The sequence below is a fragment of the Tenacibaculum sp. SZ-18 genome (assembly GCF_002813915.1).
Taxonomy (GTDB): domain Bacteria; phylum Bacteroidota; class Bacteroidia; order Flavobacteriales; family Flavobacteriaceae; genus Polaribacter.
On record NZ_CP019335.1, the window covers coordinates 1115680 to 1131887 of the forward strand.

At 31.8% G+C, this 16208-nt stretch carries 14 protein-coding genes (1 of these 14 running past the window's edge); 12 read left to right on the forward strand and 2 right to left on the reverse strand.

Features of this window, described 5'->3' with window-relative positions:
• Positions 1-5: 5 nt before the first annotated feature.
• A complete protein-coding gene (locus tag BTO06_RS05110; protein WP_100924273.1) occupies positions 6-863 on the reverse strand; it encodes an SAM hydrolase/SAM-dependent halogenase family protein in 858 nt (285 codons plus the stop codon).
• A gap of 119 nt (positions 864-982) precedes the next feature.
• Between BTO06_RS05110 and BTO06_RS05115 the strand changes: the two genes are divergently transcribed.
• The 3 genes from BTO06_RS05115 to BTO06_RS05125 are packed head-to-tail and all read left to right on the forward strand — an operon-like array spanning position 983 to position 3496.
• Positions 983-1936: a PhoH family protein gene (locus BTO06_RS05115; protein ID WP_100924274.1), complete on the forward strand. Its 954-nt coding sequence runs from the start codon at positions 983-985 to the stop codon at positions 1934-1936.
• A gap of 4 nt (positions 1937-1940) precedes the next feature.
• Entirely contained in the window at positions 1941-2507 is a 567-nt protein-coding gene (locus BTO06_RS05120) for a hypothetical protein (protein ID WP_100924275.1), read from the forward strand.
• Positions 2508-2545: 38 nt separating this feature from the next.
• Positions 2546-3496 (forward strand): phosphoribosylaminoimidazolesuccinocarboxamide synthase, encoded by a 951-nt coding sequence (locus tag BTO06_RS05125; RefSeq protein ID WP_100924276.1) that lies wholly within the window; start codon positions 2546-2548, stop codon positions 3494-3496.
• Positions 3497-3548: 52 nt separating this feature from the next.
• Here BTO06_RS05125 and BTO06_RS05130 read toward each other — a convergent pair whose 3' ends face one another.
• Positions 3549-4103, reverse strand: a complete 555-nt coding sequence (locus tag BTO06_RS05130) for a fasciclin domain-containing protein (RefSeq protein WP_100924277.1) — start codon at positions 4101-4103, stop codon at positions 3549-3551.
• A 110-nt stretch (positions 4104-4213) separates the two neighbouring features.
• On the opposite strand from BTO06_RS05130, the gene BTO06_RS05135 reads away from it, so the two are divergent.
• The 9 genes from BTO06_RS05135 to BTO06_RS05175 form a co-directional block, all read left to right on the forward strand.
• The gene (locus BTO06_RS05135; RefSeq protein ID WP_100924278.1) at positions 4214-4585 is read left to right on the forward strand and encodes a glyoxalase; all 372 of its coding nucleotides are present in this window, start codon (positions 4214-4216) and stop codon (positions 4583-4585) included.
• Positions 4586-4594: 9 nt separating this feature from the next.
• Positions 4595-5071, forward strand: a complete 477-nt coding sequence (locus BTO06_RS05140) for a hypothetical protein (RefSeq protein ID WP_100924279.1) — start codon at positions 4595-4597, stop codon at positions 5069-5071.
• Positions 5072-5235: 164 nt separating this feature from the next.
• Positions 5236-7143 (forward strand): acetate--CoA ligase, encoded by a 1908-nt coding sequence (gene acs, locus BTO06_RS05145; protein WP_100924280.1) that lies wholly within the window; start codon positions 5236-5238, stop codon positions 7141-7143.
• A gap of 91 nt (positions 7144-7234) precedes the next feature.
• Positions 7235-7591: a hypothetical protein gene (locus tag BTO06_RS05150; RefSeq protein ID WP_198517130.1), complete on the forward strand. Its 357-nt coding sequence runs from the start codon at positions 7235-7237 to the stop codon at positions 7589-7591.
• Between the two features lie 216 nt (positions 7592-7807).
• A complete protein-coding gene (locus tag BTO06_RS05155; protein ID WP_100924282.1) occupies positions 7808-8269 on the forward strand; it encodes a (2Fe-2S)-binding protein in 462 nt (153 codons plus the stop codon).
• An 11-nt stretch (positions 8270-8280) separates the two neighbouring features.
• On the forward strand, positions 8281-10443 hold the full coding sequence (locus BTO06_RS05160; RefSeq protein WP_100924283.1) for a xanthine dehydrogenase family protein molybdopterin-binding subunit: 2163 nt from the start codon (positions 8281-8283) through the stop codon (positions 10441-10443).
• A 293-nt stretch (positions 10444-10736) separates the two neighbouring features.
• Positions 10737-14189 carry a pyruvate carboxylase gene (locus BTO06_RS05165; RefSeq protein WP_100924284.1) on the forward strand — a complete coding sequence of 1151 codons (3453 nt, stop codon included), beginning with the start codon at positions 10737-10739 and terminating at the stop codon, positions 14187-14189.
• A gap of 70 nt (positions 14190-14259) precedes the next feature.
• Positions 14260-15513: an aminotransferase class I/II-fold pyridoxal phosphate-dependent enzyme gene (locus tag BTO06_RS05170; RefSeq protein ID WP_100924285.1), complete on the forward strand. Its 1254-nt coding sequence runs from the start codon at positions 14260-14262 to the stop codon at positions 15511-15513.
• Positions 15514-15591: 78 nt separating this feature from the next.
• Positions 15592-16208 carry the 5' portion of a DUF4294 domain-containing protein gene (locus BTO06_RS05175; protein WP_100924286.1) on the forward strand. It continues 142 nt past the right edge of the window, so 617 of the gene's 759 nt are visible here — the first part of the coding sequence; it begins with the start codon at positions 15592-15594; its stop codon lies off the right edge, out of view.

Sequence of the window (16208 nt, forward strand, 5' to 3'; positions counted from 1 at the left end):
AAGTATTAAATAGTAGTAAATTCTGGAGTGCTTGGGTTTGTAAATTCAACAGTAATTCTATCTCTGTATCTCAAACCTAATAAGGTTGAAGCACCACCAACAGTTTTTAAGTTACTTCTGAAAATGGCAATTTCTAAATAATTAGCTGAATTAAATAAAGCTAATTTTTTTCCATCAAAAGCACGAATATCTGCATAATCAAAGTCTACAATATCATTGTATTGATTATTAATTTTATCAAAAGTGTAGCGTCGTGCGGTAATTTTAAAAGGTCTGTCTTTACCAATATCATTAAACATTTTTTTACTGATATTACTAATAACGTTGCCGTAATTATCAATATAAATAACGCCTCCTACAATTATGTTTTTCTCTTGATTCACTTTTGGTTGAATTTCAACCATTTTTTTATAATCTTCTGTAGCTTTACCAATTACACTTAATTTTCCACCTCTTGCAATAAAACTGGCAACTTTTACAAAAACATCCAAAACAGGAAAACTACTTTCAATATGATTGTGAATGTTTATTTCAACAATTTTCGTTGGATATACTTCGGAAGCAATCATAGAAATAATTCCATTATCAGGACAGATAAAATAATGTTCATCTAAAAGAATTGCAATATGTTTATTTTGAATGCTTAATTCAGAATCAACACCTATTATATGAATTGTTCCTTTTGGAAAGTTTTTGTATGCGTTTTTTAAAATATAAGCAGTTTGTGCAATGTTGAAAGGACTAATTTCATGGGTAATGTCAACAATTCGAGCTTCTGGCAATTCAGAATAAATAGCACCTTTAACCGCACTAACAAAATGATCTTTTAATCCAAAATCAGTAGTTAAAGTGATAAGTGCCATCTAAAGTGTTAATTGTTAATTATTTTGTGAAAAACTCAGTTGAAAATTAAGACAAAGCTACATAAATGAATAAAATAATTACTACATTTAAACATAATAAAATTAAAAAAGTATAGCATTTGAACGAAAGAGTAATTGAACTTACAGAAATCAATCCTAAAGAATTCTTTGGTGCTCAAAACAGCACACTATCCCTTTTAAAAACTTATTTTCCTAAAATTAAGATTGTTGCTCGCGGTAATAAACTTAAAATTTATGGAGATCCTGAAATTTTAGATGAGTTTGAAAAGCGTTTAGAACGTTTGATAAAGTACTATGATCGCTATAATAATCTTGATGAAAATAGTATTGAACGTATATTAACTTCTAACGGAAAAGAAGAGGAGGAACGTAAGTTTGGAGATAATAGTGAAATTCTTGTCCATGGAGTTAGCGGAAAAATAATTAAACCGCAAACTGAAAATCAACGTAAAATGGTAAAAATCATGCGAGAAAATGATTTATTATTTGCAGTTGGTCCAGCAGGAACAGGAAAAACATACACAGCTGTTGCTTTAGCCGTAAAAGCTTTAAAAGAAAAAGAAGTTAGAAGAATAATTTTAACAAGACCTGCTGTAGAATCAGGAGAGAATTTAGGATTTCTTCCAGGAGATCTTAAAGAAAAATTAGATCCGTATATGCAACCATTATATGATGCATTACGCGATATGATTCCTTCTGAAAAACTACAAGTGTATCTTGAAAACGGAACGATACAAATTGCTCCCTTAGCATTTATGCGTGGTAGAACTTTAGATAATGCTTTTGTTATTTTGGATGAAGCTCAAAATACAACACACGCTCAAATGAAAATGTTTTTAACCCGCATGGGAATGCGTGCGAAATTTGTAATTACTGGTGATCCTGGTCAAATAGATTTGCCTAGAAAGCAAGTTTCAGGACTAAAAGAGGCATTACTTGCATTAAAAAGTATTGATGGCGTTGGGCAGATTTATTTGGATGATAAGGATGTAGTTCGTCATAGATTAGTGAAGAAGATTATTAAAGCTTACAAGAGTATAGAAACAGAATAGATTTATGTTTAAAAATCTTAATTTACAAGAAATTCTTTCTTTGGCTTATATAATTCTAGTTGTTATTGGGGTCATAAGTGAAAGTATCTTTTATGGAGTCCTTGGTGTTCATTATTTGGAATATACTTCAATTTTGGATGCTTTGATATCGCCTTTCAGCTTAATTACAAGTGATTTAAGAGTTTTTATAATAGTTGTCTTAGTGATGCTCTTTTATTATCTATACATAAGGATGTTTCTTCCATGGATTTTTAAGAAAACTAAAAAGACTAAATCCTTAGAAAGTATTAAGAGTAAGAAGACTTTATATTTTGCATTATTACTCGCTTTATTAGTAATATTCCCGAGCATGAGAATAGGAATGTCTGTTAGTTATAAGCAAAAACTAAAGGATAAGAAATTTAAAAATGATCATACACTTGTTTTTAAAAGTGGAGAAGTATTAAATGTTAAGAAAATTGGTCAAAATACAAGTTACATATTTTATGTTCAAGAGGATGATACAGAGTTAACTGTTACTCCTGTACTAGATCAAATAAAGCAGATAAAAAGAATTCCTAAAAAAGATTAAAAAGTTTACTTTTGCCGTTTACAACAACGCAACACTAAATGAATACAATTAACGAAACGAATTTTAACTTTCCTGGTCAAAAATCTGTTTACAAAGGAAAGGTTAGAGAAGTTTATAATATTAACGATGAAGTTCTAGTTATGATTGCTTCAGATCGTTTGTCGGCTTTCGATGTAATTTTGCCTCGACAAATTCCATTTAAAGGACAAATCCTAAATCAGATTGCGACAAAAATGATGAATGATACTGCTGATATCGTTCCGAATTGGTTAGTTGCAAATCCAGATGAAAATGTAGCAGTAGGTCATCTTTGTGAACCTTTCAAAGTAGAAATGGTTATACGAGGGTATTTATCAGGTCATGCAGCTCGTGAATATAATGCTGGTAAGAGAATGCTATGTGGTGTGGCTATGGCAGAAGGAATGAAAGAAAATGATAAATTTCCTGACCCAATGATTACTCCATCAACAAAAGCAGATAATGGTGAACATGATGAAGATATTTCTAGAGAAGAAATTATAGCCAAAGGGATAGTTTCAGAAGAAGATTATCTTGTTTTAGAAAATTACACAAAAAAGTTGTTCGAAAGAGGGACAGAAATAGCAGCCAAAAGAGGATTGATTTTAGTTGATACGAAATACGAATTTGGTAGAACAAAGGATGGAAAAATTGTATTGATTGATGAAATACATACACCAGATTCTTCTCGCTATTTTTATGAAGAAGGATATTCGGAGCGTCAAGAAAAGGGAGAGAAACAAAAACAATTGTCTAAAGAATTTGTTCGCCAATGGTTAATTGAAAATGAATTTCAAGGAAAAGATGGTCAACAAATTCCTGAAATGAATGATGATAAAATATTAGAAATCTCCAACAGATATATTGAGTTGTATGAGCAAATAACAGGAGAGAAGTTTATAAAAGCGAATACAGAGAATATTTTAGAGAGGATTGAAAAAAATATTAGTAATTACTTAGAAGTAAAATAAAAAAAGAGAAGTATTTACTTCTCTTTTTGGTTTTTATTTGAATCAGTTTTGATTATTGAGGCATTACAACTGTATCGATAGCATGGATAATTCCGTTACTCGCTTCAACGTCTGTCATAATTACTTTAGAAATATTCCCTTTAGCATCTTTTAATAGTACATTTCCATTCTTAATCATGGCAGTTAAATTATTTCCTTGAACTGTCTTGATCACAAATTTTCCATTATTAGCTTTGATAGCCTTGACAACGGCATTTGCATCAAATTTTCCAGCAACAACATGATATGTTAATACTGCACCTAATAACTTTTTATTTTCTGGCTTTAGTAAAGATGGAACGGTACCTTGTGGTAACTTATTAAAAGCGTCATTAGTTGGTGCGAAAACCGTAAAAGGACCATCTCCGTTTAATACATCAACCAAGTTAGCAGCTTTAACGGCAGCAACAAGGGTTGAGAAATTTTTATTTGACGCAGCGACACCAACAATAGTTTCTTTTGTTTTGTCTTCCTTTTTATTTTTAATAGGATCATTATTATCATTTGCAAAAGCAATAGAGGTAGAAAAAGAAAGTAATAATAAAAGTGATAATTTTTTGAAATTCATAATATTAGTTTTAAGTTTTTACGAAGTTAGCCTTTAAAAAAACACAAAATGTTTAATGTTTTGTTAAAAAACATAAACAAAACATTATTTTTGAGAACCAATAAGAGATTATGATAAGTAAATTAGATATTAGACCTAAATTAGAGTTAACCGCAATTGGCAGAACAGAAGGGTTTCAAAATGTTACCTTACGCCCTATTTTAAAACTACAACACGATATTTTCATACTCATGTATAGGAATTGGGCGGAAAAGCATAGAGTGAAATTAGTTTCCATAAATCAGGATGAGTTTAGTAATATCCTTGAAAACTCGTTTTCTAGAAATAATGTTGTTAAAAATCAACTACTCGGAATTGTTATTGGCCAGTTTACAGTAAATGAATTTGAAGAGTATAAATTAGAGTCATCAGAGTATAATAAAAGGATTTTTACAATGATTAAAAAGAGACTTTTTGATAGCTTTGAAGAATTAAAAAGTTAATTAGTATATATGAAAGCAGCTACAATAAAAGTTTTGAAGGATGAATTAAAACATCAAAATCAAGATGAGTTGTTAGAATTATGTTTAAAATTAGCTCGTTTTAAAAAAGAAAATAAAGAGTTGCTAACATATTTACTTTTTGAAGCATCTAATGAAGATCATTATATTGAATCTATTAAAATTCAAGTAGACGAATCTTTCAGCGAGATAAATACCAAGAGTTTCTTTTACATTCGGAAGAGTATACGCAAAATTCTTTCTTCATTAAAAAAATTCATTCGCTATTCCAAAAAGAAAAGTACAGAAGTGGAATTGTTGTTGTATTTCTGTTTAAAACTTAAGCAACTTAAACCATCGATTTCAAAAAGTATCAGATTACAAAATATCTTTGAAACACAAATGAGAATGGCAAAGAAAGCGATGTACACTCTACACGAAGATTTGCAATACGACTATACCATGCTGATTGAAGAAATTGAAAATTAATATTTTATATAGTTAATTATAAATTATTTTCAGCCAAATAAAATCGACTAAAGCATTCATAAAATCGATAAAAAACAAAATTTTAAAAGAATTATTAATTTTCTAGTACTATGTGTTGATGTTTAATTAAAAAGAGATAAATTGAGGCAACAAATCAATCAAGTATGAGTAATTACCATATCAAAAATCTAGAAGAATATTTTCAAGTATATCGAAGATCAGTTAGAAATCCAGAGAATTTTTGGGAAGAAATTGCAGAGGAGCATTTCCTATGGAGAAAACGATGGGATAAAGTTTTAGATTGGGATTTTACCAAACCTGAGGTGAAATGGTTTGAAGGAGCTGAGTTAAATATTACTGAAAATTGTATTGATCGTCATTTGGTAACTCGAGGAAATAAAACTGCCATTTTATTTGAATCCAATAATCCTGATGAAGAAGCACAACATATTACGTATAAAGAATTATATGATAGAGTAAATAAATTTGCGAATGTGTTAAAAGCAAAAGGAATTAAAAAAGGAGATCGAGTTTGTATTTATTTACCAATGATTCCTGAATTAGCTATTTCGTTATTAGCATGTGCTCGAATTGGTGCAATTCACTCGGTTGTTTTTGCAGGGTTTTCTTCAAATGCCTTAGCTACTAGAATTAATGATTCAGAATGTAAAATGGTTATAACATCTGATGGCTCATTTAGGGGGAGTAAAACAATTGATTTAAAAGGTATTGTTGATGAAGCATTAGAAGATTGTACAACAATAGAGAGTGTATTGGTTGTGAAAAGAATTGATTCGAAAATTACAATGAAAGAAGGTAGAGATGAATGGATTCAACCCTTGTTAAATAAAGCTTCTGAGCACTGTGATGCAGAAATAATGAAAGCTGAAGATCCATTATTTATTCTCTATACTTCAGGATCAACAGGAAAGCCAAAAGGAATGTTACACACTACAGCAGGATATATGGTGTATACTGCTTACACGTTCAAAAATGTATTCCAATACAGAGAGAATGATGTGTATTGGTGTACAGCGGATATTGGTTGGATTACTGGTCATAGTTACATTGTATATGGACCATTAGCAAATGGAGCTACTACCATAATGTTTGAAGGAGTTCCAAGTTATCCAAATTACGGACGTTTTTGGGAAATTGTAGAAAAACATAAGGTAAATCAATTTTACACGGCACCAACTGCAATTAGAGCATTAGCAAAAGAAGGATTGGGTAATGTTGAATCTCATGATTTATCATCACTAAAAATTTTAGGTACTGTAGGAGAACCAATTAATGAGGAAGCTTGGCATTGGTATGATGACAACATCGGAAAGGGTCAAAGCCCGATTGTAGATACTTGGTGGCAAACAGAAACAGGAGGAATTATGATTACACCAATTCCTTTTTCAACTCCAACAAAACCAACATATGCAACATTACCTTTCCCAGGGATTCAAACAACATTAATGGATGGTGATGGGAATGAAATTAAAGGAAATCAAGTGGAAGGAAGGTTATGTATTAAGTTTCCTTGGCCATCTATGGCAAGAACTATTTGGGGAAATCACCAACGTTATAAAGAAACGTATTTTTCAACTTTTGAAAATAAATATTTTACAGGTGACGGAGCTTTACGTGATGAGGTTGGATATTATAGAATTACAGGAAGAGTGGATGATGTAATTATTGTTTCTGGACATAATTTAGGAACAGCACCAATTGAAGATGCGATTAATGAACATCCTGCCGTTGCTGAGTCCGCAATTGTTGGGTTCCCACATGATATCAAGGGAAATGCATTGTATGGATATGTTATTTTAAAAGATACAGGTGAGTCTAGGCTACATGAAAATGTTCGTAAAGAAATTAATCAAATAATTACTGAACAAGTTGGACCAATTGCAAAGCTTGATAAAATTCAATTTACAAAAGGATTGCCTAAAACACGTTCTGGAAAAATTATGCGACGAATTTTGAGAAAAATAGCTTCAAACGATTTGAGTAATCTGGGAGATACAAGTACACTTTTAAATCCAGAGGTTGTTCAAGGTATAATAAATGAAGCGCTTTAAAAAGTCATATTTCTAGATGTCAATTGAATATAATAGGTGAATGTTTAAGAGATTCCTAGAGTTTGGAAAGATAAATCCTAAAAGATTATTTATGATAGATGGAATAGGAGCTATTGTATCTGCTATTTTTTTAGGGATCATTTTAGTTAAATTAGAAATCCTAATTGGTATTCCAAAATTTACACTTTATTTATTGGCATCTTTTCCTTGTTTATTTGCGGTATACGATTTTTACTGTTATTTCTATTCAAAATTAAAATTAGAATTTAATTTAACAATAATTGGAGTTACCAACCTATCATATATAAGTCTGTCATTAGGAATGGCTTTTTATCACTTTGAACATATTAAACTTTTGGGGTGGGTATATTTATGGTTAGAAATAATAATCGTAGCGTGTTTAGCAGTAGTCCAATTACAAGTTGCTAAATTTTATAAACAAACGTGATTACTCTGGCTTATCAATAATCTTATTTTGAATTATTTAATTAATTAGCAAAAGATTTAATTACCAAGAGTGAAGATTCAATCTTTTTTACATCATAGTTTAGTCAGATAATATTTTTTCGGTTTAGAAAAATTACTAAATAAATCATAAAAGTAGTCCTAACTATAATAGTGTTGATATTTTTCGTAACTTAAAATCATTAAAAACTTACACAAAATGCCAACCTATAACTTAAAAATCAACGGAGAAGCGGTTACAGTTGATGCCGATTCAGATACTCCTTTGCTATGGATTTTACGTGACAAACTTAATTTAGTTGGAACCAAATTTGGATGTGGAATTGCACAATGTGGAGCATGCACAGTTCATGTTGATGGGAATGCTACAAGAAGCTGTCAATTACAAGTTTCTCTCCTAGATAAAGAGGAAATTACCACAATTGAAGGACTGTCCAAAGATGGAAGTCATCCTTTACAAGAAGCTTGGGAAGAAGAAGATGTACCACAATGTGGTTATTGCCAAGCTGGTCAAATAATGACAGCCGCTTCTTTCTTAAAAGAAAATCCAAATCCAACTACAGAGGAAATTCGTGAAGCAATGCACGGAAATCTTTGTCGTTGTGCATCATATAATAGAATAGAAAAAGCTGTAGCTAAAGCTGCGACCAAAATATCTTAAAATCAATAATCATGAGCACACAAAAAAACAATTTGAAATTTAGTAGAAGAAATTTCTTAAGAACTTCTGCATTAGCAACTGGAGGTTTATTAGTTGGTTTTAATTTATTTACAGCTTGTAAATCCGAGGCAAAGCCACCTGTTAATATTGCAAATTTGAATTTTAATGATTTTAATGCATTTATTAAAATAGCTGATAATGGTTATGTAACTATTTATTCCCCGAATCCAGAAATCGGACAAGGTGTGAAAACCGCAATGCCAATGATTATTGCTGAAGAGTTAGATGTTGAATGGGATAAAGTTAATGTTGTTCAAGCAAAGTACAATAATAAAGATTATACTCGTCAAGTGGCAGGAGGAAGTCAATCGATAAGATTTGGTTGGGATGCTTTAAGACAAACAGGTGCAACAACAAAGCAAATGTTGATTAATGCTGCTGCTTTAAAATGGGGAGTTGAAGCTTCTACATGTAAGGCTTCAAAAGGAATTATCAAAAATGCTAATGGAGAAACTTTAGGTTATGGGGATGTTGTTAAGGAAGCTGCTGTTTTAGAAGTTCCAGAAAAAGTAGAGCTGAAAAAGCCTTCGGAGTATACGATTATTGGGAAGGATGCTGTGAATGTTGATTTAAAAAAGATTGTAACAGGTCAACCTTTGTTTGGTCTAGATTATAAAGTAGAAGGAATGTATTATGCTTCTATATTAAGACCTCCAGCTTTCGGTCAAGAATTGGTGAGTTTTGACGATTCAGTAGCTAAAAAAGTAAATGGTGTTACACAAGTTATAAGATTTGGAAATAAAGTTGCTGTTCTAGGAACCAATACTTGGTCGGCAATGAAAGGTAAAAAAGCTTTAAAAGCTGAATGGAGTAGTGATAAGGATTTAGAAAATACGGAGGATCATGACAGAATATTAACAGGAATTCTTGATGGAAAAGATTTTGATGTGCCAAGAAATGATGGTGACGTCACAGCTGCATTTAAATCTGCAGATAAAGTAATTCAAAGAACATACCATTCTCCATTTTTACCTCATAATTGTTTAGAACCAATGAACTTCTATGCAAATGTCACTGCTGAAAAAGTACATTTGGTAGGACCAATTCAAACTCCACAATGGACAGCTGGAAAAATAGCTAAGGCATTAAATAGAGATGAAAGTGAAATCGAATTAGAAATGACTCGTATGGGTGGAGGTTTTGGAAGAAGACTATATGGAGATTTCGCAGAAGAAGCTGCTGAAATTTCTAATTTGACTAAAAAGCCGGTTAAAGTTGTTTTTTCTAGAGAAGATGATATGACGGATGGGATTTATCGTCCGGCAATAAAGTATAGAATTGCTGCATCCATTAAAGATGGAAAATTAACTGGATATCATTTAAAAGAAGCAGCAGTTAACGGAAATATGTACGGACTAATTCCTAACTTCTTTCCTGCCGGTTGTATTCCGAACTATAAAGTTTCTACTAAAAATTATCAAAGTAACATTACAACGGGTGCTTGGAGAGCTCCTTATACAAATTTCCTAGCTTATGCTGAACAAAGTTTCTTTGATGAAATTGCTGAAGAATTAGGTCAAGATACAGTGCAGTTACGTTTGGATCTTCTCCAAAATGTGAAGAATACCACTGATGATAGAATCCAATATTCTGGTCAAAGAATGGAAGATACTATTAAGTTGGTCGTGGAGAAAAGTAATTGGAGCGAGAAAAAACAAGGTGTTTACAAGGGTTTTGCCGCTTATTACAGTCATAATACCCATGTTGCAGAGGTTGCTGAAATTGAATTAAAAGATAGATTGCCTGTTGTAAAAAAAGTATATGCTGCAGTTGATTGTGGTATTGTAGTAAATCCTACAGGCGCAATAAATCAAATTCAAGGTGGAGTTCTTGATGGAATTGGTCATGCAATGTATGGTGATTTCTCTTTTATAAATGGAAAACCTTCACATAAAAACTTCGATACATATCGTTTAATAAGAATGAATGAAACTCCAGAGGTTGAAGTTCATTTTGTAGACAATGATCTTTCGCCGACAGGTTTAGGAGAACCAGGTTTGCCACCAGCAGGAGGAGCAGTTGCAAATGCAATATATAAGGCTCTAAAAAGAAGATTATATAGCCAACCTTTCCAAAAAGAATTAAATAATAACAAGGGAAAAATTCTTGTTTAATCTTTTACAAAAGTGAAAAAGGTGTCATTCTTTGATATCTTTTTTGCTTTTCAGAAAACTTCTACAATCTATTTTAAAAGCGAAAATGATATCGGGTAAATTGATAAAATCATCTTTTTTTTGCCATATTATTAAATCAATAATTAAATAATGCGAAATCGATTTTTCTCTAAACATATTTTTACGAATATGTTAATTAATTAACTTGTGTAAGTAAAAGAGTTATATTTTTTCAATAAAAATGAATTTTAAATTAACTTTGGAAACAGACAAATTCACAACAAAACAAAAGAATGAACATTAAGAAAGTACTCGTTGCCAATCGAGGAGAAATTGCAATAAGGGTTTTTAGAGCCTGTGTGGAAATAGGTATCAAAACGGTCGGGATTTATACGTATGAAGATCGTTATTCATTGCATAGATATAAAGCAGATGAATGTTATCAAATTGGAGATGATAATGATCCTTTAAAGCCTTATTTGGATATTGATGCAATTATTAAAGTTGCAGTAGAAAATAATGCAGATGCAATTCATCCTGGTTACGGATTTTTATCTGAAAATGCTGAGTTTGCACAGAAGTGTGAAGATAATGGAATTATTTTCGTTGGACCAAAAGTTTCGGTACTAAAAGCATTGGGAGATAAAATCACGGCTAAAGAAGTTGCAGTGGCTAATAACGTTCCAATTATTCAAAGTAGTGATAAAGATTTAACGTCAATTGAAGTTGCTTTAGAAGAAGCTGAAAAAATTAGTTACCCAGTAATGTTAAAAGCAGCTTCTGGAGGTGGTGGTAGAGGAATGAGAGTGATTAGAAATGCTGATGATCTAAAGAAAGCATACCCAGAAGCACAAAGAGAAGCGTTAAATGCGTTCGGAGATGATACTGTATTCTTAGAAAAATTTGTAGAGAATCCAAAGCATATTGAAATCCAAATAGTAGCTGATATTCACGGAAATATTGTGCATTTATATGAAAGAGATTGTTCGGTTCAAAGGCGTTATCAAAAAGTAATTGAGTTTGCTCCGTCTTTCGGTTTGCCAGAAGAAACTAAGAATAATTTATATAAATATGCTCTTAATATTTGTAGTGCCGTAAACTATAATAATATAGGTACAGTGGAGTTTTTGGTAGATGAAGATAACAGTATCTATTTCATTGAAGTAAATCCAAGAATACAGGTAGAGCATACAGTTACAGAAATGGTTACTAATATTGACTTAGTAAAAACTCAGTTGTTCATTGCTGGCGGATATAAATTAGAAGATACTCAAATTAAAATACCAAGCCAGGAGTCAATAACTATTTCGGGTTATGCATTACAATGTAGAATTACGACAGAAGATCCTGCCAATGATTTTAAACCTGATTATGGAATTGTCACAACATATCGTAGTGCTTCAGGATTTGGAATTCGCCTAGATGCGGGAAGTATTTATCAAGGAGTGAAAATTTCCCCTTTCTTTGATTCAATGTTGGTAAAAGCATCAGCGAGAAGTAGAACTTTAGATGGAGCTTGTCGTAAAATGTTACGTGCATTATTGGAGTTTAGAATCAGGGGTGTCAAAACCAATATAGCATTTTTAAGAAATATACTAAGTCATCAGACCTTTAGAGATGGAGAAGTTACAGTTAACTTCATTAAAAACGAACCAAAGTTATTTGATTTTAAAGAACCTAAAAACAGAGCAAATAAACTTATTAATTTCTTAGGAGAGGTAATTGTTAATGGTAATTCAGATGTGAAAAAGGTTGATCCTAACAGAAAGTTTTCAACTCCTAAAATCCCTCAGTTTCCAAAATTAGAGAGTCACCCAAAAGGAACAAAGGATTTATTAACTGAATTAGGTCCAGAAAAGTTTGCAAAATGGCTGAAGAAAGAGAAGAAAATTCACTTTACAGATACCACGATGCGTGATGCACATCAAAGTTTATTAGCAACAAGAATGCGTACTACAGATATGTTAAAAGTTGCAGAAGGTTATTCAAAAAATTTTCCAGATATATTTAGTATGGAAGTTTGGGGAGGCGCAACTTTTGATGTTTGTTTGCGTTTTTTGCAAGAGAATCCATGGGAACGTTTAGCTTTGTTAAGACAAGCTATGCCGAATGTTTTATTGCAAATGCTAATTAGAGGATCCAACGGAGTTGGTTATACTGCTTATCCAGATAATTTGATTGAAAAATTTGTTGAGAAATCTTGGGAAACTGGTGTTGATGTATTCAGAATTTTCGATTCGTTAAATTGGATGAAATCTATTGAACCATGTATTAAACATGTTAGAAATAGAACTGAAGGTTTAGCTGAAGCTTCAATTTGTTATACTGGTGATATTTTAAATCCGAGTAAAACAAAATACGATTTAAAATATTATATCCAATTAGCAAAAGATGTTGAAAATGCGGGAGCCCATATTCTGGGTGTAAAGGATATGGCTGGTTTATTAAAGCCACAGGCAGCTTACGAGTTAATTTCCGCATTAAAGTCAGAAATAAATATTCCTATCCATTTGCACACTCATGATACTTCATCTATTCAATCTGCTACATATTTAAAAGCTATTGAAGCAGGTGTTGATGTCGTTGATGTTGCCTTAGGAGGATTATCAGGATTAACTTCTCAACCAAATTTTAATTCGATGGTAGAAATGCTACGTTTTAATGAAAGAGAAAATCCGTTAGATATGCACAAACTAGCTGAATATTCAAATTATTGGGAAGCAGTTCGAGGATATTATTACCCCTTTGAGTCTGGATTAAAAGCTGGAACAGGAGAAGTGTATGAGCATGAGATTCCGGGAGGACAATATTCAAATTTAAAAGGGCAGGCAATTGCTCTAGGTTTAGAAGATAAGTTTACTGAAGTTACAAAAATGTATGGTGAAGTAAACCAATTATTTGGAGATATTATTAAAGTGACGCCAAGTTCTAAAGTAGTAGGAGATATGGCGCAATACATGATTAGTAATAATCTTACAATTGAAGATGTTAAAGAACGTGGAGACTCAATTTCCTTTCCACAATCTGTAATTAGTTTTTTTAAAGGAGATTTAGGTCAACCTGTTGGAGGATTTCCCGAGGATGTTCAAAAAATTATCCTTAAGAATGAAAAACCTTACAAGGAAAGACCCAATGCACATTTAAAACCAATCGATTTCGATAAAGAGTTCGAAAAATTTAAAGAGGAGTTTTCTCAGGGAATGGGAAGAGAGTTAGAAATTACAGATTTTTTATCGTATAAGTTATATCCTAAGGTTTTTGTTGAAACTCATAATAAACATTTGAAGTATGGAAATGTAATGAACATTCCTACTAAAAACTTCTTCTTCGGATTAGAAATAGGAGAAGAGATAATGATTGAAATTGATCCTGGTAAGAAAATATTAATTTCTCTTGTTCATAAAACAAATCCAGATGAAAATGGAAATGTTACTGTTTTCTTTAAAATTAACGGACAAATGAGAGTTGTTTCAATTAAAGATAATTCAGTAAGTGTTGAGAAAGTTGAAAATGTGAAGGTTGATTTAAATGATGAAAATCAAATAGGCGCCCCTTTACAAGGATTACTTTCTTCAGTAATCGTGAAAGAAGGAGATATTGTACAGGAAAACCAACCTTTATTTATCATTGAAGCAATGAAAATGGAAACTACAGTTACAGCTGTTTCAAGAGGAATTATTGAAAAAGTTCAACTTCAAGGAGGAACTTTAGTTGATACAAATGATTTGGTAATAAAAATTAAATAACACCTAGTTAAGTTTTTTGATATACACATAAAAAGACTTAGTTTTGCTTTTCCAAACAAGTAATGTATATATGGTAAAGGATTTATTTGATAGAATTAAGAGTGATAAAGGTCCATTAGGTAAGTGGGCAGATAAGGCAGAAGGATATTACGTTTTTCCGAAGTTGGAAGGACCTATTTCAAATAGAATGATGTTTAATGGTAAACCTGTTGTTACTTGGAGTATTAATGATTATTTAGGTTTAGCAAATCATCCTGAAGTTTTAAAAGTTGATGGAGAGTCAGCAGCTGAAGATGGAATGGCGTATCCAATGGGTGCAAGAATGATGTCTGGACATACAAAGTTTCACGAACAATTAGAAAGAGAGTGCGCTGAGTTTGTTGGAAAAGAGGCTTCTTATTTAGTAAATTTTGGTTATCAGGGAATGGTTTCTGCAATAGATGCTTTGGTTTCTAAAGACGATATTATCGTGTATGATATGGATACACATGCATGTATTATTGACGGAGTTCGATTACACGCTGGTAAAAGGTTTGTGTACCGTCATAATGATATTGAAAGTTGCGAGAAAAATTTAAAGAGAGCTACAAAAATGGCTGAAAAAACTGGAGGGGGTATTTTATTAGTTTCTGAAGGTGTTTTCGGTATGAGAGGTGAGCAAGGTAGATTACGTGAAATAGTAGCTTTAAAAGAAAAATATAATTTCAGATTATTAGTTGACGATGCTCACGGTTTTGGAACTTTAGGTGAAGGAGGTAGAGGTACTGGTTATGAACAAGGTGTTCAAGACGGTATTGATGTTTATTTCGCCACATTTGCTAAGTCAATGGCAGGTATTGGAGCTTTTTTCGCAGGTGATAAAGATGTTGTGCAGTATTTACAATATAACATGCGTTCTCAAATGTTTGCGAAATCATTACCAATGCCAATGGTAAAAGGTGCATTAAAGCGTTTGGATATGATTCGTACAACGCCGGAGTTAAAGGATAAACTTTGGGAAGTAACTGAAGCACTACAGAGCGGCTTAAGAGCTGCTGGATTTGATTTAGGTACTACACAAACTTGTATTACTCCTGTATATTTAAAAGGAGATATTCCAGAAGCAATGGCTATGGTTCACGATTTACGTGAAAATCACGGAGTATTCTGTTCAATTGTAGTGTATCCAGTTATTCCAAAAGGAATGATTATTTTGCGATTAATTCCTACAGCACGTCACACAATTGAGGATGTAAATGAAACTATTAAAGCTTTTACAGCTATTCGAGAAAAGCTTGAAAATGGTACATATAAAAGAATTGCTGAAGCTATAATGACAGCATAGTAAAAAAACTCGTGAGAAATCACGAGTTTTTTTTTAGAGAAAAAGTAAATTTGGAACTGTATTTGACAGTTGAACGTTATGAGAAAATTGTTTTTTTATTTTTTGATTTTATCTTCAAGCTTGTTAGAAGCACAAATAAAAGACACATTACCTCATTTTAATAATGATTATTTTTTGGTAAGAGACGGAGACAGTTTAATGATAAAATTAAACGAGGTTTCTGTATTACCGAAACACAAGTTTAAAAATAGAATTGATGTAAATTATTATTACTGGTTTAAGAAGAAAGTCTTCAAAGCCTATCCTTATGCCGTTTTGGCTGCAAAAAGAATTGATAGTTTAAATGCTCGATTAGCTAGAATTGAATCGAAAAGTAAAAAAAGAAAGTATGTTCGAAGAGTTCAAAAGTATTTGGAAGAAGAATTGACAGATCAGATTAAGAAAATGACTAAGACAGAAGGTCGGATTCTAATTAAATTAATCCACAGACAAACTGGTAAGACGGTTTTCCAAAATATTAAAGAATTAAGAAGTGGGTGGAAAGCTTTTTGGTACAATACAACAGCAAATGTTTTTAGTCTTTCTTTAAAAGATGAATATCATCCTGAAACCGAAAATGAAGATTATTTGGTAGAAGATGTTCTTCAAAGGGCTTTTATTGATGAAACAATTGAATTGCAAAATCCAAAACTTAA

Excerpts from the sequence above, each read along its gene's own strand:
- BTO06_RS05135 (WP_100924278.1), top strand. The coding sequence starts at position 4,214 with ATGATAAGTAAATTAGATATTAGACCTAAATTAGAGTTAACCGCAATT.
- BTO06_RS05140 (WP_100924279.1), top strand. The coding sequence starts at position 4,595 with ATGAAAGCAGCTACAATAAAAGTTTTGAAGGATGAATTAAAACATCAA.
- BTO06_RS05110 (WP_100924273.1), bottom strand. The coding sequence starts at position 863 with ATGGCACTTATCACTTTAACTACTGATTTTGGATTAAAAGATCATTTT.
- BTO06_RS05120 (WP_100924275.1), top strand. The coding sequence starts at position 1,941 with ATGTTTAAAAATCTTAATTTACAAGAAATTCTTTCTTTGGCTTATATA.
- BTO06_RS05160 (WP_100924283.1), top strand. The coding sequence starts at position 8,281 with ATGAGCACACAAAAAAACAATTTGAAATTTAGTAGAAGAAATTTCTTA.
- BTO06_RS05130 (WP_100924277.1), bottom strand. The coding sequence starts at position 4,103 with ATGAATTTCAAAAAATTATCACTTTTATTATTACTTTCTTTTTCTACC.
- BTO06_RS05125 (WP_100924276.1), top strand. The coding sequence starts at position 2,546 with ATGAATACAATTAACGAAACGAATTTTAACTTTCCTGGTCAAAAATCT.
- acs (WP_100924280.1), top strand. The coding sequence starts at position 5,236 with ATGAGTAATTACCATATCAAAAATCTAGAAGAATATTTTCAAGTATAT.
- BTO06_RS05165 (WP_100924284.1), top strand. The coding sequence starts at position 10,737 with ATGAACATTAAGAAAGTACTCGTTGCCAATCGAGGAGAAATTGCAATA.
- BTO06_RS05150 (WP_198517130.1), top strand. The coding sequence starts at position 7,235 with ATGATAGATGGAATAGGAGCTATTGTATCTGCTATTTTTTTAGGGATC.
- BTO06_RS05155 (WP_100924282.1), top strand. The coding sequence starts at position 7,808 with ATGCCAACCTATAACTTAAAAATCAACGGAGAAGCGGTTACAGTTGAT.
- BTO06_RS05170 (WP_100924285.1), top strand. The coding sequence starts at position 14,260 with ATGGTAAAGGATTTATTTGATAGAATTAAGAGTGATAAAGGTCCATTA.